At 60.8% G+C, this 18,196-nt stretch carries 16 protein-coding genes; 9 read left to right on the plus strand and 7 right to left on the minus strand.

From position 1 onward, the window contains the following. Positions 1-36: 36 nt before the first annotated feature. Complete coding sequence (locus tag JJQ76_RS00555; protein ID WP_210394637.1) at positions 37-957, minus strand: manganese-dependent inorganic pyrophosphatase; 921 nt, start codon at positions 955-957, stop codon at positions 37-39. A gap of 165 nt (positions 958-1,122) precedes the next feature. Between JJQ76_RS00555 and JJQ76_RS00560 the strand changes: the two genes are divergently transcribed. The 5 genes from JJQ76_RS00560 (at position 1,123) to JJQ76_RS00580 (ending at position 9,853) form a co-directional block, all read left to right on the plus strand. Next, complete coding sequence (locus tag JJQ76_RS00560; protein WP_210394638.1) at positions 1,123-2,262, plus strand: exonuclease SbcCD subunit D; 1,140 nt, start codon at positions 1,123-1,125, stop codon at positions 2,260-2,262. Next, the gene (locus JJQ76_RS00565) at positions 2,262-5,330 is read left to right on the plus strand and encodes an AAA family ATPase (RefSeq protein ID WP_210394639.1); all 3,069 of its coding nucleotides are present in this window, start codon (positions 2,262-2,264) and stop codon (positions 5,328-5,330) included. The genes JJQ76_RS00560 and JJQ76_RS00565 overlap by 1 nt, the downstream gene beginning before the upstream one ends. Before the next feature lie 133 nt (positions 5,331-5,463). Then, the gene (locus tag JJQ76_RS00570; RefSeq protein ID WP_210394640.1) at positions 5,464-6,834 is read left to right on the plus strand and encodes a response regulator; all 1,371 of its coding nucleotides are present in this window, start codon (positions 5,464-5,466) and stop codon (positions 6,832-6,834) included. Between the two features lie 98 nt (positions 6,835-6,932). Beyond that, the gene (locus JJQ76_RS00575) at positions 6,933-7,775 is read left to right on the plus strand and encodes a putative RNA methyltransferase (RefSeq protein ID WP_343232459.1); all 843 of its coding nucleotides are present in this window, start codon (positions 6,933-6,935) and stop codon (positions 7,773-7,775) included. A 71-nt stretch (positions 7,776-7,846) separates the two neighbouring features. Further along, positions 7,847-9,853: an alkaline phosphatase D family protein gene (locus tag JJQ76_RS00580; RefSeq protein WP_210394642.1), complete on the plus strand. Its 2,007-nt coding sequence runs from the start codon at positions 7,847-7,849 to the stop codon at positions 9,851-9,853. A 206-nt stretch (positions 9,854-10,059) separates the two neighbouring features. Here JJQ76_RS00580 and JJQ76_RS00585 read toward each other — a convergent pair whose 3' ends face one another. Further along, a complete protein-coding gene (locus tag JJQ76_RS00585; RefSeq protein WP_210394643.1) occupies positions 10,060-10,557 on the minus strand; it encodes a BLUF domain-containing protein in 498 nt (165 codons plus the stop codon). Between the two features lie 174 nt (positions 10,558-10,731). Beyond that, positions 10,732-11,091 (minus strand): group I truncated hemoglobin, encoded by a 360-nt coding sequence (locus tag JJQ76_RS00590; RefSeq protein ID WP_210394644.1) that lies wholly within the window; start codon positions 11,089-11,091, stop codon positions 10,732-10,734. A 227-nt stretch (positions 11,092-11,318) separates the two neighbouring features. On the opposite strand from JJQ76_RS00590, the gene JJQ76_RS00595 reads away from it, so the two are divergent. Continuing rightward, the gene (locus JJQ76_RS00595; protein ID WP_210394645.1) at positions 11,319-11,588 is read left to right on the plus strand and encodes a hypothetical protein; all 270 of its coding nucleotides are present in this window, start codon (positions 11,319-11,321) and stop codon (positions 11,586-11,588) included. Positions 11,589-11,632: 44 nt separating this feature from the next. On the opposite strand, the gene JJQ76_RS00600 is transcribed toward JJQ76_RS00595, so the two are convergent. Then, positions 11,633-12,820 (minus strand): hypothetical protein, encoded by a 1,188-nt coding sequence (locus JJQ76_RS00600; RefSeq protein ID WP_210394646.1) that lies wholly within the window; start codon positions 12,818-12,820, stop codon positions 11,633-11,635. A 651-nt stretch (positions 12,821-13,471) separates the two neighbouring features. Between JJQ76_RS00600 and JJQ76_RS00605 the strand changes: the two genes are divergently transcribed. From JJQ76_RS00605 to JJQ76_RS00615, 3 genes are all read left to right on the plus strand, one after another. Further along, entirely contained in the window at positions 13,472-14,152 is a 681-nt protein-coding gene (locus JJQ76_RS00605) for a HEPN domain-containing protein (protein WP_210394647.1), read from the plus strand. Between the two features lie 357 nt (positions 14,153-14,509). Beyond that, on the plus strand, positions 14,510-14,818 hold the full coding sequence (locus JJQ76_RS00610) for a DUF1272 domain-containing protein (protein ID WP_210394648.1): 309 nt from the start codon (positions 14,510-14,512) through the stop codon (positions 14,816-14,818). Between the two features lie 295 nt (positions 14,819-15,113). Further along, positions 15,114-15,944 (plus strand): OmpA/MotB family protein, encoded by an 831-nt coding sequence (locus JJQ76_RS00615; RefSeq protein ID WP_210394649.1) that lies wholly within the window; start codon positions 15,114-15,116, stop codon positions 15,942-15,944. Between the two features lie 134 nt (positions 15,945-16,078). Here the strand turns inward: JJQ76_RS00615 and JJQ76_RS00620 are convergent, their stop codons facing one another. The 3 genes from JJQ76_RS00620 to JJQ76_RS00630 form a co-directional block, all read right to left on the minus strand. Further along, positions 16,079-16,387, minus strand: a complete 309-nt coding sequence (locus JJQ76_RS00620; protein ID WP_210394650.1) for a hypothetical protein — start codon at positions 16,385-16,387, stop codon at positions 16,079-16,081. Between the two features lie 307 nt (positions 16,388-16,694). Continuing rightward, complete coding sequence (locus JJQ76_RS00625) at positions 16,695-17,168, minus strand: LabA-like NYN domain-containing protein (protein WP_210394651.1); 474 nt, start codon at positions 17,166-17,168, stop codon at positions 16,695-16,697. Between the two features lie 94 nt (positions 17,169-17,262). Then, positions 17,263-17,928 (minus strand): 2-hydroxychromene-2-carboxylate isomerase, encoded by a 666-nt coding sequence (locus tag JJQ76_RS00630; RefSeq protein ID WP_210394652.1) that lies wholly within the window; start codon positions 17,926-17,928, stop codon positions 17,263-17,265. Positions 17,929-18,196 lie beyond the last annotated feature (268 nt).

Consider the following 18,196-nt stretch of genomic DNA (forward strand, 5'->3'; position numbering starts at 1 on the left):
CAACCCGGCGCCACTGCAGGCGCCGGGTAACAGGGATCAGGCGAACGCCTTTTCCAGCGGTGGTACGACCTGCTTCTTGCGGCTGAGCACGCCTTCGAGCCAGGCTTTGTTGTCGCTCAATTTGCTCGCGAACGCCGCCTCGATGAGGGCCGGATCGTCGCTGGCCACCAACAGCTCAGAGCCTTCCTTCATGATGTCGGTCAGCAGCAGGCAGACGCTGTGGCGATTGCCTTCGGCTTTCAGCTTGGCGATGTCCGCCTCCAGCTCGGCCTTGATACTGTCGAATACCGACAGGTCGACGGTTTCCAGCTGGCCGATGCCAACCAGCTTGCCGCTCATGTCGAAGTCCTTGAAGTCGCGCATTACCAGTTCGCGCGCCGGCGTGCCTTCGACTTGTGACTTGACCTTGAACATCTCGACGCCGAACGCCTTGTAGTCATCGATGCCGGCGATCTTGGCCAGGGCTTCTACCGCCTTGATGTCGATCTCGGTGCAGGTGGGTGACTTGAAGATTACGGTGTCGCTCAGAATAGCGCACATCATGATGCCGGCGATGTGAGCCGGAATCTCGACGTTGTAGTAGTCGTACATCTCTTTGATGATGGTGTTGGAGCAGCCCACCGGACGGATCCAGCACTCCAGCGGTGCGCTGGTGGTCATGTCGCCCAGCTTGTGGTGATCGACGATGCCGAGGATCGTGGCTTGGCGCAGATCGTCCGGGCCCTGGGCCAGGTCGGAATAGTCGACGATGTAGACCTCTTCGCCGGCGAAGGCGGTTTTCAGTTCCGGCGCTTCGATACCGAACTTATCCAGGATGAAAGCGCTTTCTGGATTCAGCTCGCCCTGGCGAACCGGAACTGCCTGTTCGCCAATGGCGTTTTTCAGATACGCCAGAGAGATCGCCCCGCAGATCGAGTCGCTGTCGGGAATTTTGTGGCCAAGTACGTAAGCAGTCATGTCTACCCCCATAAAATTTAGCGCGTCACTATAGCAAAAAAACGCGCCGAAACCTGCCCATACCTTGGTCGATCTGTGCCATTGTCCGCTACTGCCGCGGGGGAGTTAATCGCTGCCCACTCGTGGCATAATCCGCGTTCATTTCCAATTCGTTAGCGGGTTAACATGCGCTTTATTCACACCTCCGACTGGCACATAGGCCGCCAGTTTCATGGTCAGTCTCTGCTGGAAGACCAACGCCACGTGCTTGAACAACTGGTAGCGATGGTGGCGGAGCAGGGGGTGGACGCGGTGGTGATCGCCGGCGATATCTATGACCGCTCGGTGCCACCGGCCGCCGCAGTTGCGTTGCTGGATCAGGTGCTGGAGCGCATCTGCGTCGAGCTGGCGGTGCCGGTGGTGCTGATCCCCGGGAACCACGACAGCGCCGAACGGTTGCGATTTGGTGCCTCCCAACTGAAACAGGCCGGGCTGCATATTCTCGGCGACCTCAACCAGATCGCCGAGCCGGTGGAGATCAAGGGAGTGCGCTTTTACGGTATCCCCTATAACGACCCGGAGCTGGTGCGGGCGACTTTTGATTGCGGGGTGAAAACCCACGACGAGGCGCACCGCTGGTTGTTGGCACAGATCGATGATGCCGGCGATAGCCTCCCCCGGGTACTGGTAAGCCACTGCTTTATCGATGGTGCCGAGGAGTCTGAATCGGAGCGCCCGCTCTCCATCGGTGGGGCTGACCGGGTCAGTTATCAGCCGTTTGAACGCTTTGACTATGTCGCTCTCGGCCACTTGCACAGCCCGCAGTACCGGGGCGCCGAGCATATCCGCTACAGCGGTTCGCTACTCAAATACAGCTTTTCCGAGCAGCACCAGCGCAAGGGCGTGACGCTGGTGGAGATCACGGCCTCCGGCAACGGCGCTGAGGTGGTGACCAGCCCGCTGGCGCTGACCCCGTTGCGCGATATGCGGGTACTGGAGGGCGAACTGGCCATGCTGCTGGAGCAGGGCCGTACCGATCCCAACGCCGAGGACTACCTGCTGGTGCGACTGACCGACCGCCACGCGTTGCTCGACCCCATGGGCAAGCTACGCGAGGTTTACCCCAACGTGCTGCATCTGGAAAAACCGGGGCTGATGGCGGCGGGCGAGGGAGACAGCGCCCGACGGGATCAGCTCAAACGAGGCGAACTGGCGCTGTTCCATGACTTTTTCGAGCAGGTTGCCGGTCAGCCCCTCAGCGATGCCCAGGAGGCGGCGTTCAAGCAGACGCTGGCCCGATTGCAGCGCAGTGACGAGGGGCATTGATGAAACCGTTGACCCTTACCCTCAGCGCCTTCGGTCCGTTTGCCGGCGACGAATCGATCGATTTTGGCGTGCTCGGCCATAATCCCCTGTTTCTGATTAAAGGGCCCACCGGCGCCGGCAAGAGTTCATTGCTGGACGCCATCTGTTTTGCCCTCTACGGTGCCACCACGGGTGCCGAGCGCGAAGCGGCGCAGATGCGCTGTGACCATGCGGTTCCCGAGCGGCTGACCGAAATAGCCCTGCGATTCAGCCTGGACGGCAAGGTTTACCGGGTGCGCCGGTTGCCGACCCAGGAGCGCCCCAAGGCCCGTGGCGATGGTGTTACCACCCAGCAGGCAGAGGCTCAGCTGTGGCGCGAGCATGAGGCTGCGGCCAGCGCTGAGGGGGAGTTGCTGGCGCGCGGGGTAAAGGAGGTCAACGAACAGATCCGCGAACTGATCGGGCTGGATGTCGAGCAGTTCCGGCAAGTGATGGTGCTTCCACAGGGCAAGTTTCGCGAGCTGCTGATGGCCGATTCCAAGGAGCGGGAACGGATCTTTGGGCAGCTGTTCCAGACCCGTATCTATCGCCGGATAGAGGAGTCACTAAAGGAGCAGGCCGCCGGTATCCGCAAGGCGGTGGACCAGCATCACGAGCGAATTCGTGGGCTGCTGGCCGGCGCCGATCTGGCCAGCGAGGAGGCGATTGCTCTGGAGCAGGCCGAACTGACGCCGCAGTTGGCCGAGGCCGAGCAGCAACGCCGGCAGCGTGAAGGCGAGCGGCAGGCGGCGGCCAAGGCGCGCGAACAGGGCGCGGCGCTGACGGAGCGCTTCCAGCAACTGGCCCGCAGTCGCGAGCAGCAACAGCAGCTGGCGGCGCGCTCCAGCGAGGCGGAGGGTTGGCAGCAACGGTTGCAACAGGGTGAACGGGCGACCCGTTTGCTGCCGGCCTACCAGCGCTGCCAGCAGTTACAGCAGGCGCTGGCCCAGCATCAGCAGCAGCGTCAGCAGGCAGCGGCCGAGTTGCACGGCGCCCGAATCGCCTTCGCCGATGCCGAGCAGGCACTTCAGCAGGCCCAGCAGGCCTATGCCGGGCTGGATGCGCTGAAGCAGCAACACCACCAGCTGAGCGGTTACCGGCAGTTGCAACAGCAGCTGCAACCGTTGTTGCAGGCGGTCGATGCCGCTCAACGTCGGGCCGTCGTCAGTCAGCAGGCACTGGATCAGCAGCAGGAGAAGATCGCCGCGCAGGCGCACGAACAGCGGCAGCTGGAGCTGCAACTGGCCGAACTGGAGCAGGCCTTGGAGCCGTTGGCAGAGCAGCAATTGCAGCTGCATACCCTCGGCCAGCAATGCGAGCAACGCCGCCAGCTGGAGAGCCTGCGCCAGAGCTACAAAACCCAGCATCAGGGACTGAAACAGGCGCAGGCGCAACGCGATGCCGCGCAACGTGCCGTGGCCGATGCCGAGCGCCAACGCCGCGAGCTTGAATTGGCCTGGCACCGCGGGCAGGCGGCGCTGCTGGCGCGCGAACTGCAACCCGAGCAGCCCTGTCCGGTGTGCGGCAGTGCCGAGCACCCGCATCCGGCGCAGCCACTACCGGGGCAGGGGTTGGTCAATGTCGAACAGGTGGACGTGGCCCGCGCCAGCGAACAGCAGGCGCGCCAGCAATTGCAGCAGGCCGAGACCGAGCTGGAGCGGGCGCAGCGCGCGCTTGATGATAACCGCCAGCAGGGACGAACCCTGGTTGATGCTATCGGCGCGCTGGCCGAGCAAAGCCTGGCCGAGGTCGAAGGCGAGCTCAAGGCGTTGCAGGCCTGCTTGGCAGTGCAGCAGCAGCGCCAGCAGCAGCGCCAGCACCAGAGCACGCGGCTGCAACAGCTCCGCGACCAGCTGCAGCAACTGAACGACGCTGTACCGGCGCTGCAGGCAGCGGCGCGCGATGATCAGGAAGCCCGCATCGCCGCTGAGGCGGACCAGCGCCAGCTCGAACAACAGTTACCGGAGGCTTACCGCCGCCCAGAAGCGCTGGAGCCTGCGCTGGCGGGGCTTGCAAACCAGATTTCCGCTCTGGAGCAGCAACTGGCGCATTCCCAAGCGGCGCTTGGCACTGCGCGCTCGGCTCTCGACAAGGCTGAGGCCAACGCCGAGGCCCTCGATCGTCAGCGGGCGCAACTGGAGGCTGATAGCCGAAACGCAGAGGGAGCGTGGCAGCAGCAGCTCGACGGCAGCCGTTTTGCCGACCGGGCCGCTTTTGAGGCGGCGCGGCTCGAACCCGCCGAGCAACAGCAGCTGGAGCAGCAGCTTACGCGTTTTCGCAGCGAGCTGGATCGTGTCAGCGGCGTGGTCGATGCCTTGGAGCGGGAACTGGCCTCTGCCGATGTGCCGGATCTGGTCGCGCTAGATGCCGCGTTGGCGACTGCAGAGCAGGGCTACCGGCAGGCAGATGACAGCTGGCGGCGACTGCAACAACGCGGTCAGCAGTTGCAGGATGTCAGCGCCAAACTGCAGCTGGCCCATGAGCAGCACCGCCAGCTGGAAGCCGAGTATGCCATCTACGGTACCTTGAGCGAGGTGGCCAACGGCCAGACCGGCGACAAGGTCAGTCTGCAACGCTTCGTGTTGAGCGTGTTGCTGGATGATGTGCTGATTCAGGCCTCGCAGCGGCTCTACCGAATGAGCAAGGGGCGTTACCAGCTGGTGCGCAAGGTCGAACGTGCCAAGGGCAATAAGGCCTCGGGTCTGGAGCTGGAGGTGGAGGACAGCTACACCGGTAAGAGCCGACCGGTGGCGACTCTGTCCGGCGGCGAATCGTTCATGGCGGCGCTGTCGCTGGCACTGGGGCTGTCGGATGTGGTGCAGGCCTACGCCGGGGGCATCAAGCTCGATACTCTGTTTATCGATGAGGGCTTTGGTAGCCTCGATCCGGAGTCGTTGGAGCTGGCCATCGATACCCTGATCGATCTGCAGGCCAGCGGAAGGATGATCGGTATCATCTCCCATGTGGCCGAGCTGAAAGAGATGGGTTGGAACCGTATCGATGTGGAGAGCCGCCGCGGCGTCAGCCGGTTGCGACTGCACGCGCTCTGATTACTGCGGTCATTCCATTAGCGAGTACGCATCTAGCGGAATTTTCACTACAGTATGGGTAGGGGCGATCGCTATCCTGTGAGCTGTCGATGAGGGATCGAGTCGCGCCGGAAAAATTGCAAAAGGATGTGCTGTGAAACACCCCCGTGTTTTGATCGTTGACGACAGTACCGCGGCGCTGCTGCTCTATCGGGAGCTGTTGCACGACATCGGCGCCGTGGTGACCGAGGCCCATGACGGCGCCGAGGGTTTGGCTCTGGCCCGTGCTGATGCGTTCGATCTGGTCATTACCGATGTTGATATGCCGCGGATGGATGGCATAGCGCTCTGTCGGGCGCTCCGTGCCGACTCCCGAACGGCGGATCTGCCGGTGGTGATTGCCAGTACCTTTGATACCGACCGGGATATCATCAAGGGCTTCGAGTCCGGCGCCACGGCTTATCTCAGCAAACTGGAACTGCGCGAATTTCTCGGTCGCACCGTGCGTGATGTGCTTTGGCGCCACCACCAACTGCGCCGTCGCACGGTGCTGGTGGTGGACGATTCCGCCACCATCGCCTTGTTGATCAAGCAAACGCTGGAACAGAACGGCTTTCGGGTGGTGACCGCCTGCGATGGTATCGCTGCGCTGGATCTGCTGACCCGCGTGCGCCCAGACCTGATTTTATGCGACATTCTGATGCCGGGGATGGATGGGTTTGAGCTTTGCCGGGTGCTTAAAGCGGACCCCGAGTACGCCACCATCCCTCTGGTAGTGATGAGCAGCAGTGCCGAGAAGGCGCATATGCATCGCATGCTGCAGTATGGGGCGGCAGCCTACCTGACCAAACCGTTCAATCTTGACCAGCTAGAGGTCACCATCGAGAAGATTCTCTCTGACCACTTCACCCAGTTGTTGCGGGAACGCGAGCGGCTGGAGCAGGAGCGTAGCGGTTTGTTCAGCGCAATAGAAAGTCTGGTCAAAGCTTTGGAAGCGCGCGATGAATATACCCGGGGGCACTCCGAAGCGGTGGCACGGATGCTGGCCGACATGGTTTCCATGACCGGCGCCAGCGATGACGAGGTGGCGTTGGCCCGGCAGGCTGGCCGCCTGCACGATATCGGCAAGATCGGCATTGCCGACGCGATTCTGTTCAAGCCGGGTGGCCTGACCGACGACGAGTACGGTGAGATCAAAAAGCATCCGGAGCTGGGGCAGCGTATTGTTGAATCGGTGCCGAGTCTTGAGGCAGTGATGCCGGTGATCGTTTCCCACCACGAACGTTGGGATGGTGGTGGTTACCCGGAGGGATTACGGGGTGAGCAGATTCACCCTTGGGCGCGCCTGACCGCAGTGGCGGATACCTTTCATGCGCTGGCGAGTGACCGCCCCTACCGGCAGGGTGCCTCCTATGACAAAGCGTTCGAGATTATCAAGGCGGTCAGGGGTAGCCAGCTCTGTCCCGACAGTGTGGAGCTGTTTTTCCGCTGGGTTGACTCCAAAGGTGACCAGCCGCTGTTCTGACGTCTGTGGGGGAGGCCCGGGGTTGACCCCGACGCATGGGCTGGTATGGTCAGCCAGCGGCATCAGGCCGCTGTACTCTTCCCCTCGCGAGATCTGCCGTGTCCGTACTTGATCATCTGCTTTGCCCGCTCGACCAGCATCCCCTCAGTTGGGTCGGAAACAGTCTGCTTTGTCCTCAGGGTCATAGCTTTGATCGGGCCCGGAGCGGCTATGTCAACCTGCTGCCGGTGCAGCACAAGCATTCCCGCGACCCCGGTGACAGCAAAGAGATGGTGGCGGCGCGGCGTGAGTTTCTTAACGGCGGCAGTTACCGCCCCATTGCTGACGCGCTGTGGACCGGAGTGCACGCGCATTTCAGTAGTTCTCAGCCAATGACCGTTTTCGATGCCGGCTGCGGCGAGGGCTACTACCTTGATCATCTGGTCAGTGGGCTCCGGGAGGCGGGCTATACGGTTGCTGCACAGGGGCTGGATATCTCCAAGTGGGCGGTCACCGCAGCCAGTAAACGCAATAGTGAGATCGGTTGGATCGTGGGCAGCAATGCGGCGCTGCCAACCCCCGCAGCGCGTTTCGATCTGCTTCTCTGTCTGTTCGGTTATCCGGTCTTCAGCGAATTTGCGCGGGTGCTCAAGCCCGATGGACTGTTGCTGATGGCAGACGCAGGCCCGGACCACCTCATTGAACTGCGCAGAGTGCTCTACCCTGAAATTCATCCCTACCGCGATCATCACGCCGGTGTCATCGACGGTTTTGAACCGCTGGAGGAGCAGGTGGTCCGTTTTGAATTCGAGCTGACATCTGGCGCCGCAATCGGTCAGTTACTGGCGATGACCCCCCATTTACATAAAGCGCCGTTCGCAGGGCGTGAAGCGGCGCAGGCCCTGGAACGGATCCGGCTGACCGCGGATGTCAGGCTGCGCAGTTACCGTTTATGCGGTTGAACCGGAGGCGGTAGGGATAAATTGCCGCCCGGTGTGGTCAGGAGTAAGAGCTTTTGCTGTAAGGAGATTCCATGGCCGGCGGCCCGCAACAGACTCTTTCCCAATCCGTTGAACAGGCGGGCGTCCCGCTGCCGGATCTGTTGGCCGGCCCGATGCTGCGGCGGGTGTCGAGCGACCGGGTTGCGCTCTGGCTGGCGGTGCGGGCCGAAGCCGAGGTGCGAGTGGAGCTGACCGCGGCTGATGGTGCGCGCCAATGCTATCAGTTGCAGCCGGGCGATCCGGGGCTGACCTGTCTCGTCGCCGGTGACCATCTCTGCTATCTGCTGATCGATCTCTGTCTGTCGCAGCCGTTGCCGCCGGGCTGGACCGATTACCGCGTGCAGCTGCGTTTCGCCTCTGACGACGGCGATAACGACTGGCGCGAACTGACAGACTGTGCCGAAGCGCTCTGTTTTGAGGGGCGTAAGCTGCCGGGGTTCATGTTGAACACACGGGTCGGCAGTCTGTTGCATGGTTCCTGCCGCAAACCCCATCATCCCGGCGGTGACGGCCTGGCTGAAGCCGAACGGGTGCTGGCGAAGCAGCTGGCAGCAGGAGGCGCGACAGCACCGGATCAACAGGAGTGGCCGACGCTGCTGGTCCTTTCCGGTGACCAGATCTATGCCGACGACGTGGCGGGCCCCTTACTACGTGCGATCCATCTGCTTAAGTCGCGTCTGGGGCTCTACAGCGAGAATCTGGAGGGGCTGGAGGTGGTGGGAGTGGCTGACAGCGACCAGCTGGCGAGCGACCCCAACAGCTACTACCGGCGGGTCAACCTGCTGCCCCATAACCTCCGCACCGAAGGGCTGATTGAGCGCCTGTTCGGGGGCGTGCGGAAGCCCGTGTTTACCTCCGATAATGCCGACAACCATCTGGTGTCGTTAGCCGAATATCTGTTGATGTACCTGCTGGTGTGGTCGCCGGCCCCCTGGCGGCTGTTTGATCTTGACGAACCACCGGGGTTGAGCCCTGACGAAGTGCGCCTTTACCGCGACGAACGGCGGGTTATTGATGAGTTCGTTGCGCAGTTGCCGGCGGTCCGGCGGGTACTGGCGCACCTGCCCACCGCGATGGTCTTTGACGATCACGATATCTCCGATGACTGGAACCTCAACCGTGAATGGGAAGAGGTGGTGTACCAGCATCCGTTTTCCTGCCGTATGATCGGCAATGGCCTGATCGCCTATCTGATTAATCAGGGCTGGGGTAACGCCCCGGAGCAGTTTGCCCCGCCGTTGTTGGCATCCCTGGGCTCAGCCCTGCGCTCCCCGGGCGGGCCTGGCTACGATGAACTGGTCGAGACAATGCTGGGTCTGCATAGCTGGGATTTTCAATGGCGTACAGAACCGCCACTGGTGGTGCTGGATACCCGCACGCGGCGCTGGCGTTCGGAGTCGTCGGCGCGCAAACCGTCGGGCTTGCTGGACTGGGAGGCGCTTACCGATCTGCAACATCACCTGCGTGGTCAGCAAGCGGTCATTTTGGTCTCTGCCGCACCCATATTCGGGGTCAAGCTGATTGAGGTGGTACAGCGTCTGTTCACGCTGGCCGGCTATCCGTTGGTGGTAGATGCAGAGAACTGGATGGCTCACCCCGGCACCGCCAACGGCATCCTCAACGTGTTTCGCCACCGCAATACGCCGCAGCATTTCGTGGTGTTGTCGGGCGATGTACATTACTCCTTCGTCTATGACGTGGAGTTGCGCGGGCGTCATCGCGGGCCAGACATCTGGCAGATCTGTTCCAGCGGAATTCGCAACGCCTTTCCCGAGCGGTTGCTGGATCTCCTTGATCGCCTTAATCGGGTGCTCTACTCACCGCGCTCGCCGTTGAACTGGTTTACCCGGCGGCGGCGGATGCGCGTGGTGCCGCGCAAGCCCACCGGGGTGCCTCACGGACGACGATTATTGAATCAGCCCGGCATCGGCCGGGTGGTGCTTGATCCGGAGGGCTGTCCGCTGCGGATCGAACAGTTGACCGCCAACGGTGACGTGGTGAATTTCGAACGGCGGGAGCAGGAATCACGCTGGGACTAGCGCCGAAGTTGGTGGCCGCGCTGAGCTGGCGCGCAGGGGGTGTTGGGCGGCGAAGCACCCGCGCAGAATGCGTTCTTCTCTGTTCATGGTAATACCGCCGGAAACGGCTGTATCCCGCCTTCAGCAGTCTAAATTTACCTTCTCTATTTTGCGAGAAACAAAAAAAAGCGCCGGTAGGCGGCGCAAAGTGGGGGTTGGTGAGCGCTTCAGTGGTGCTGCGCCTGTTCGGTACAGTCGTTGGTCGCCCGCAGGGCGTTGACGTCGGGCACCACGCTGCTGCAATTGCTGAATGAAAGCAACATCCGGTAGGCCAGGCTTGGTCGTGCCGACATCTTTTCCGCCAAGGTGGAGTTGGGTTGCAACAGGTCCGCGAAGCCGGCCTGATGGCTGAGCTCCTCCAGATCCAGCAAGCGAAAGCCCATGCTCCAGTCAGGAAACTGTCTTTTGCTCACTTCTGCCTCGTGTAGTACGAATATCTGGCTGTGGCGGCTGTCGCGGCAGATATGTTCATACAGGGCGCGGACCCTGTACTCATCTCCTTCAAGAATCTGCAGGAACGACCCATCGGCGTAGAGCAGCATGCCGGTGATATCGAGGTCGCGGTTATTGCGGCGGGCTTTGGTCAGCAGCATATCCAGTTCGGCGATACCCATGCTGTACCGCGCGCTGCTGATATAGCACAGCTGAAACAGCTTGCGGGCCATACTGATATCCTCTCCTGTTCACGGGTTGTCTTTCCCCGTTTACGGATCTGTGACCGGATTGGATCAGTGCCACCCTGTTTTTTTTGCCACTCTGTGTGGCTGATAAGCGCAATTTTATTCTGTGTAATCTGGACCAGGGCGATCGGTTGCAGTGGGTGTCCCGGGAGTAATGGCCTAAATCCGCAGCACCTCTTCTTTCATGCCATAGAGGATAAACAGCACCTCACGGATTTCAGGCAGGGCGATCTGGTTGCGTTTCAGCGCTGCCACCACGTTGTCCAAAACTGCCAATAGTTCATCGGCTTCGATATTCATGCGGGCATGCACGGTGTGCATGTCGGCGCCGGTGTAGATATCAGGCCCGCCGCTGCCGCTGCTCAGAAAGGCCGCCACCGAACGCTTAAGCGCGTCCGCATCGGCGTTAACAAAGCGTTTGCCGATCAGCGGATTGGCGACGTGCAGATCAACGATGTCGCAGGCGATCTGGTTGATGGCGTCCATGCCACCCAGACGGTCGTAGAGGGATGAAGACATGGCGGGCTCCCGATACTGTGAATACTTGGGTAAACCCCTGCACCAGAGGCACTCCCAAGCCTAGTTCACAGCCGGCGGTTCGCCAATTAGCAGCGTTGTTGATCTATGGCGGCAGCGGCAAGGATTCGGAGGGCAATGGTTGTTTAAAAATCAGGCAGATCTCTTACATATTTAGTCTCAAATAGGTCGTATATTATTTTGCCGGAGAAAATAGTGGGGTGATATCGATGAATGCTACTGCAGCCCGTGATCAAGGTGCCGAGCCGTCACCACGTTTTAATCTGGTTTTTGGCTTATTAAGTCGTTGCCCCTGTGTCGAACAGGCCGACTGCGTTTTGGCGCACCAGCGCAAGCTGCCGCTGCGGATGCGCTATGAGTGGGCTCGCTCCCTGAGCGAGGAGCAGCTGGAACGCATCTACCAGCATCATCACCGCTGCCTGGCGCGCCAGCGAGCGGTGCAACGCCGTCCGGTGCAGTTGATCAGGCCACTCGGGTAGATGCCGGGACAGATCGTCCCGGCAACCCTTATCGCCCCCCGCCATCAAACAGCCAGATCGACCTGCTGCAGCGTACCGACATCGCCGTTCTCAGTCAGATAGATCCCGCTCTGGCGCACTTGCCCCAGCGTTTGGTTGTTGTTGTCTTTGAGCGTAAAAGGGGTTTCGGTAGCCCCCAGATAGATGGCGCCGATATTGCGCTCACTCAGGGACTCAAGCTGATCCTCCCCCGCCTCTTTGCGCCACAAAAGCAGTTGCTCGAAGATCGGATCGGCTTCGTCGATAAAGCCGTTGCCGTCATCGTCGTAGGCAGCCAGATCTGCGAATCCGTTGCCGCTGAGGGCGCCAAACAGTTCGCTACCGTCGTTGATCTGGCCGTCACCGTTCTGATCAAGCGCCAGCAGTGCGCTGTGGCTGCCGGCAAAATTGATCCATTCGGCGGTGCCGTCGGCATCAAGGTCGAAGGCGTACTTATCGTCGCTCAATTCGGCCGCATGACCGTCAAAGTTCACCATCAGCGGATCGGTAAACACCACAGTCTCGCGCACGCGGGTCTCGGTGATCGCTTCGTAGGAGCGTGACATCTCCAGACTGAGCGAGAAATCCAGCGTTTCACCATCACGGGTGGTGACCGAACCGCCGGCGCAGAAACGGGTGCACTCCTCTTCGCGGATGTAGTCGCGCAGGTTTACCTCGACCTCAATCAGGCGCTGGCGGCCGCTGCGGGGCAGTTGCCAGCCCTGGTTGCCGTCGTTGAGTTCGGCGGTTTGGGCGGTTTCCGCGGCGCTTGCGGCCGACACCGTCTGGGTACCGGCATCGGCTATGGCCGGCCAGCGCGATGCCATCTCTCCGGTTCTGCGGGTGATGGCGTCAAGCAGGGCCTGAAACAGGCGGTCGCGCCCGCTTTCGGTGGCGTTATTATCCGTCAAGCTAACGCCACCGGGCTGCCATGGTGAACCGATCAGGTGACTGTTGCCGGGGCTAAAGCCGTCCAACCCGATTAGCCGACTGAGCCCCGGCGGCAGTCTGTTATCGGTCTGATCTGAGCGGGCATCGGCCCGTGCGTGCATGGGGCCGTCTGCCCGAAGCTGCACCCGAGCCTGAGCATCGGTGAGGCGCAGTCGTGCTGCATCCAGCTGCAGCAGAAACCCCTGCTGGTGACGGCTCTGCTGGTGGATCTCCAACTTGTGGTGTTCAGCACTCAGCTGAATCTGGCTGCTATCGATAATCATGTGGTTACCTCGCAGAATCAAGGGATGAAACGGTGGATCACCAAGCGCACTGTTCGCCTTGTGCTCCGGCCGCTTACTTTGTGAAAACACGCAACAACCCCTGCCGGGCTGATCTCAGAATCAGCGGCAAAGTCGTGCCTGTAATTGCCGTTTGTTATTCGCGTCCCGTTGCCGCTGGCGGCCGCTGTTTGGGCCGGCCAAAGCTATCCCCGGCCTGAACCGCAACGGAGCAGTTCACCGTGGACGACTATCGACTCATCAAGCGCCAATGGTGCGCTACCTCTGGTGTGAGGATCGATCAGTCAGCTAGGGGAGGGGCGATATTCGTGCCGAAGGGCGTGATGGGGTCAGGTCATGGGGTGTACCTCCATTTGTGAATCTGGGTCGGCGAGCTGTTGCCGCTGGCGCGGTTTAAACAAGGCTCCCGGGGAAATAGGAGCAAATCCCGGGCCTTCTTCGCACCTGGCTGGCGTTCCGACTCAGAACTGCAGCGACAAAGGGGGGAGATGCCTGCTTAAGCCGTTTGCCGGAGTCAGGGGGGCGGGGCTGCCGGGCGCTGCAAAAGCGGTTACACTGGATCGCACATAACAGTGCCGGTGCAACTCATCCACGCAGGCACTGCTAGCAGAGCCGACGACGAAAGGATTCGTTATGCAATTCAGTACGCTCAAACAGCGTCATCGAGAGGAGCGCCAACGCTACCATCCCAATCTCAGTTTGCGGGTTCACCGTGCTCTGAGCTGGCTCGGCAAAGCGGAGCGTGATGTGGAGCAGGGCGATTACGACAGCGCCTTTGTGTTCTACTGGATCGCTTTCAACGCTGCCTACGCCTCCGATCTCAGCAGCGTACAGGCTAGTGCGGATAAACTGTGCGAAGCGGAGCGGTTTGGTGATTTTGTTCGCAAGCTTTGCGGGCTCGATCGGGACAATCGTCTCTACGAATGGGTCTGGCACGAGTTTTCCGACAACATCCGCCTGCTGCTGAATAACCCCTATGTGTTCCAGCCCTTCTGGGATGTGCACTCCGGACGCTCGCCAGCGCGGGACTGGCAGCAGGAGTTTCAAGCTGCAAACCGCGCGGCCAGTCGCGCTCTGGGGCAGAAGGATACGCCGGCGGTGGTAAGCATCACCCTCAGCCGAATCTATACCTTGCGCAACCAGATGATCCACGGTGGAGCTACCTATGCCAGCGGTGTGAACCGCGAACAGGTGCGAACAGCCAAGCGCTTCTTGCAGGGCTTTGTGCCGATCATCATCACCCTGATGATGGACAACCCCGATACCCTTTGGGGCGATGCCTGCTATCCGGTAGTTGAGGTGGGCGACCGCTGAGTGCCGTCGCCGGCGAGAGCCACTTGCGCTTCGCTATACTCGCTGGGTGCGCACAGCGAGGTACGCACAGCGAGGTACGCACAGCGAGGTACGCATAGCGGTGATGGATGAAGTTCGATGAGCGGTTTTGCCTTGCGATAACGTTGACCTGCTGAAGCTAGCCGCGATCAATCTGCCAGCGGCCTGTTGAGATTGGGCTATCGGGTACGGTTAGAAACCCGCAACGGTGCCCATCCCGGCTTCCGGTTGCCGGCCATAGGGTTACCCAGTGTTTCGGGGAGTCCTGACTAGCGGCGATCGCCGGGATTGGAACGCTTGCGGTCATCCGCTTTCAGATGAACAGGGGAGAGATGCCCGATGCTTGAACTGCGTCCCAATTGCGAATGCTGCGACAGGGATCTGCCGCCTGATTCGACCGAGGCGATGATCTGCAGCTACGAATGTACCTTCTGCGTCGATTGTGTCGAGCAGGTGCTGCATAACGTCTGTCCAAACTGTGGGGGTGGGCTGGTAGCGCGTCCGATCCGCCCGCAACGGTGTTACCGCGAGGAGGTTGGTTTGGTTCACCACCCGGCATCCGGGCTGCGGGTGCATACCCCCTACAGCCGGGAACAGATCGCCGCGTTTGTCGCCGCAATCAGTCCGTTGAACCCGTCAGAACGCTAGTTGTCGGTGCATGGCGACAGCTGTTTTTTATTTCTATAGTTTTGTTTTTATAATACTTTTTTGTGTATTCGGGGTGATTGTTGGCGATGAAGTCATGTGATTGTCGCCCGTTACCGACAGCTTTAAGTCCGGAACGATAAATGTAGTCCCACCTATTCCGGATCATTAATCCTAACTCTTTGTTTATATTTGTTAATGTGTTTTGTGGCACGCGCCTTGTAATAACTCTCCTGTTACCCGCCAACGGCCCCTTCTCCCGCGGCGGTGTCCGATTCACTGGTTCAACGAGGTAGTTATGACTAGCAAGGCGACAACGGCGGCTCGCATTCGACGCATCAACAAAGTGCGCTCCGCACTGGGTCAAGGTTCCATCAGCGCGCAGCAGGGGTATTTTACCGAGCGACCGGTGATGGTGATCGGTCTGGTTTGCGTGACCCTGCTGATGCTCAGCGGCTGCGTGTCATCGGCCAAGTACGAGCAGATGGTTTCCGAGCGCGATGCACTGCTTGAGCAGCAGGCGCAGTTGAATTCGCAAGTGGCGCAAACCGAAGAGGAGAAGGCAGCTGCGGCCAAGCGCGCCAAAGAGGCGTTTGCCGAGGCTGAGCGGCAGAAGCAGCTGGCGGCAGAAAAAGAAGCCCAGATCCAAGCCGAGCTGGTGCGTCAGCAAGAGGTGTACGACAACCTGCAGAGCACGTTCGCCAAAGAGCAGGAGGCCAATCAGGTCAAGATCGAGATGATCAAGTCTGGTATCAAGGTGAATCTGGCTAACGAGATTCTGTTTGCATCCGGCTCTGCCCAGCTTAACGAGCAGGGCGTCGAAGTGCTGACCCGCGCTGCGGCGGAGTTGAAGAAGAGTCCCTATCAGACGGTGGTGGCCGGCTTTACCGACAACGTGGCTATCAGCGGCGGTCTGGCTTCCAAATACCCCACTAACTGGGAACTGGCCGCGGCTCGGGCGTCCAGCGTGGTACGCCTGTTGGAACAGGAAGGGGTGAGTCCGGATCAGCTGCTGGCGATCTCCTTTGGCGAGCACAACCCGGTGGCCGACAACGATAGTGATGAGGGGCGTGCCAAGAACCGCCGCATCGAAATTATTCAACGCCCGGTACCGGTATCTACCAACTAGTAGGGTCGGCTACCCGGTATCCACCTGAACCCTTCACCCTCCGCGCTCCCGCGGCCATGGACTGGCACCGGGAGCGCACCTTTTTCCGTGCGGCTGCATCCGTAGATACCTGCGACAACTTAACCGCTGCAGTATCAGGCGCTACGGCACAGGCAGCCGGGGTGCTGCAGATTGGTGACATGGTCGGCCAGGCTTTTCACCGCTTCATCGGCCAACGACTGGACCTTGGCCACGTCCAGCATATCGCTGCGGTTGTGATAATGACCCCGATCCAGCAGCCAGTCCTGCTGCATCCTCAGGAACTGGGTCATGCACAGTATCACGCGGTTGACGTCTTCGATGCTGTCCAGCGCGCGTTCTAACTCGGCGCGCGCTGGTGTCGCATCGGTTGCCTGGACTGAAACGGTAGCGTAGTCACTAGCCGTGGAAAAATCGTGTTGCATCGCCGATCTCCAGATGAGTGTTGGGCGGCCCGATTGCCGCGTTCCTCCGGCAAGGGCAGCCACGAGAGCCCATTGAGCGATCCCGGCTCAGGAAAAGTGACGTTTGGTGTTGGTATCCCGCGGCAGCGACTGGCTAACGGCCAATCCGGTCACAAAGACCGCAGGTTTCGATGGGCATTTAACCTTCGGTTTGTGACAGTCGTTAGTGCGTTTGCTGACGGTTTTGTGTCGCTAGGTTTAGCACCGGATAGCCGTGGGTCGCGGTGACGGAGATCGCGGTTAACTATGCCAGCGGGGCGCGCTGCGGTTACAGCAGCAGGGCGTTGTCGATGGGATTAAAGCGCCCGGCGGCGCGCATCAGTGAATCAGCCGTCAACTTGGGCACACCGTACACCTCGGTGGCGATGCCGTAGCGCTCGCTGATTCGCTGCAGCAACAGGTCGAAGTCGCCGTCCCCAGACAGCAGCACAATGCGGTCAACCTTGGCGGCGGCCTCCATCACGTCCAGGGTGATGCCTACATCCCAGTCGCCCTTGGCGGAGCCGTCGGCCCGCTGGATATAGGGTTTCAGTTTGACCTCGAAGCCGATCTGCCGGAGCGCATTCTGGAACTTGTGCTGGCCGTCGTTACCGCTGTCGATGGCGTAGGCGTTGGCGGTGACGATCTCGCCCAGTGCGCTGACCCGGTTCCACAAGGCGCGGTAGTTGAACTGGCGCCCGTAAGCCTGCCGCGTGGTGTAGTAGATATTCTGGACATCGGCAAACAGGGCGGTGGTGGACATAACAGCAGGCTCTAAAGGGAGGGGGGGGGGGGGGCTCCGGGCGCAAGGCAGGGTAAAGGCTGGGCCGTTGAAGGTAAAGCGGTTCGCGGCGCGTTTAACCGCTGATCGCCTTACGGTCGATACCACGCGGCCGGGCCAGCATTTCGTCGATGGCGGCGCGGTCGAGGGGGTCGTCTCCGCGCAGGCAGAGTTCGATGTGATCCAACTGGTCGTTACCCCAGAACAGTTCGTCGTCAAGCACAAAAGCGGGAACACCGAATACCCCTCTGGCAATCGCTTGCTCGGTTTCACGCCGCAGCGCTGCCTTGGCGTTGTCGCTACAGGCGGCACCGAGCAGGGCGCTGCCGTCGAGCCCGGCGTGGTCGAGAATGGCCTTGAGAGAGTCGCTACAGCTGAGGTCCGCCCCCTGTGACCAACCGGCTTCAAACAGGCTATCGATCACCGCAAACTGCTGCGTGCCGCTGACTTCGGCCAACGCCAGGCGCAGAGTTGGCAGCGGGTTGAAGGGATGGCAGCTGGGGGGGTTGAAGGCGAACCCCTGGCGCGCGGCGTAGCGGTAACAGTAGCGGTAGAGCAGGGCTTTCTTGGGCGGCACTTCAGCGGGGCCGCGCTGGCCCCAGTGGTCCAGTAGCTTGCCAAACACCACCGGATGAGCGCGCAGCTCGGCACCATAGCGGTCGCACAGAGGCTGCAGCCGCCGCCAGCTGAAGTAGGCGTAGGGTGACAGGAAATCGAAATAGAAATGGAGGCAGGCGGACATGAACACTCTCCCGGTTGATGCTCCGGAGTGTGCCATGGTCGCGGCATGAGTGTCTATACGGGTGCGTATTGTTGCGCGTGGGGGGCGACAGTCGGCGCGGAGCGGTCTTTAGTTCAGGGCCGGTCAGTATGGATTTTAAGCTATTTATCTGCGCTGATTGAAATCCTCTCTTCCGCCCACCCGGGCGGCCCTATTCTTTGGCAAACGTTCCAAAGAACAGGGGAAGAAAGAACTACTTGTGCCTTATGTTCCCCTGGTTCCGCCGCCC

It is taken from the genome of Motiliproteus sediminis, from assembly GCF_017912535.1.
Lineage (GTDB): Bacteria > Pseudomonadota > Gammaproteobacteria > Pseudomonadales > Balneatricaceae > Motiliproteus > Motiliproteus sediminis.

Bases quoted from the DNA above. Each gene is read 5' to 3' on its own strand.
- JJQ76_RS00555 (WP_210394637.1), bottom strand. From the start codon at position 957: ATGACTGCTTACGTACTTGGCCACAAAATTCCCGACAGCGACTCGATC.
- JJQ76_RS00560 (WP_210394638.1), top strand. From the start codon at position 1,123: ATGCGCTTTATTCACACCTCCGACTGGCACATAGGCCGCCAGTTTCAT.
- JJQ76_RS00565 (WP_210394639.1), top strand. From the start codon at position 2,262: ATGAAACCGTTGACCCTTACCCTCAGCGCCTTCGGTCCGTTTGCCGGC.
- JJQ76_RS00580 (WP_210394642.1), top strand. From the start codon at position 7,847: ATGGCCGGCGGCCCGCAACAGACTCTTTCCCAATCCGTTGAACAGGCG.
- JJQ76_RS00585 (WP_210394643.1), bottom strand. From the start codon at position 10,557: ATGGCCCGCAAGCTGTTTCAGCTGTGCTATATCAGCAGCGCGCGGTAC.
- JJQ76_RS00590 (WP_210394644.1), bottom strand. From the start codon at position 11,091: ATGTCTTCATCCCTCTACGACCGTCTGGGTGGCATGGACGCCATCAAC.
- JJQ76_RS00595 (WP_210394645.1), top strand. From the start codon at position 11,319: ATGAATGCTACTGCAGCCCGTGATCAAGGTGCCGAGCCGTCACCACGT.
- JJQ76_RS00600 (WP_210394646.1), bottom strand. From the start codon at position 12,820: ATGATTATCGATAGCAGCCAGATTCAGCTGAGTGCTGAACACCACAAG.
- JJQ76_RS00605 (WP_210394647.1), top strand. From the start codon at position 13,472: ATGCAATTCAGTACGCTCAAACAGCGTCATCGAGAGGAGCGCCAACGC.
- JJQ76_RS00610 (WP_210394648.1), top strand. From the start codon at position 14,510: ATGCTTGAACTGCGTCCCAATTGCGAATGCTGCGACAGGGATCTGCCG.
- JJQ76_RS00615 (WP_210394649.1), top strand. From the start codon at position 15,114: ATGACTAGCAAGGCGACAACGGCGGCTCGCATTCGACGCATCAACAAA.
- JJQ76_RS00620 (WP_210394650.1), bottom strand. From the start codon at position 16,387: ATGCAACACGATTTTTCCACGGCTAGTGACTACGCTACCGTTTCAGTC.
- JJQ76_RS00625 (WP_210394651.1), bottom strand. From the start codon at position 17,168: ATGTCCACCACCGCCCTGTTTGCCGATGTCCAGAATATCTACTACACC.
- JJQ76_RS00630 (WP_210394652.1), bottom strand. From the start codon at position 17,928: ATGTCCGCCTGCCTCCATTTCTATTTCGATTTCCTGTCACCCTACGCC.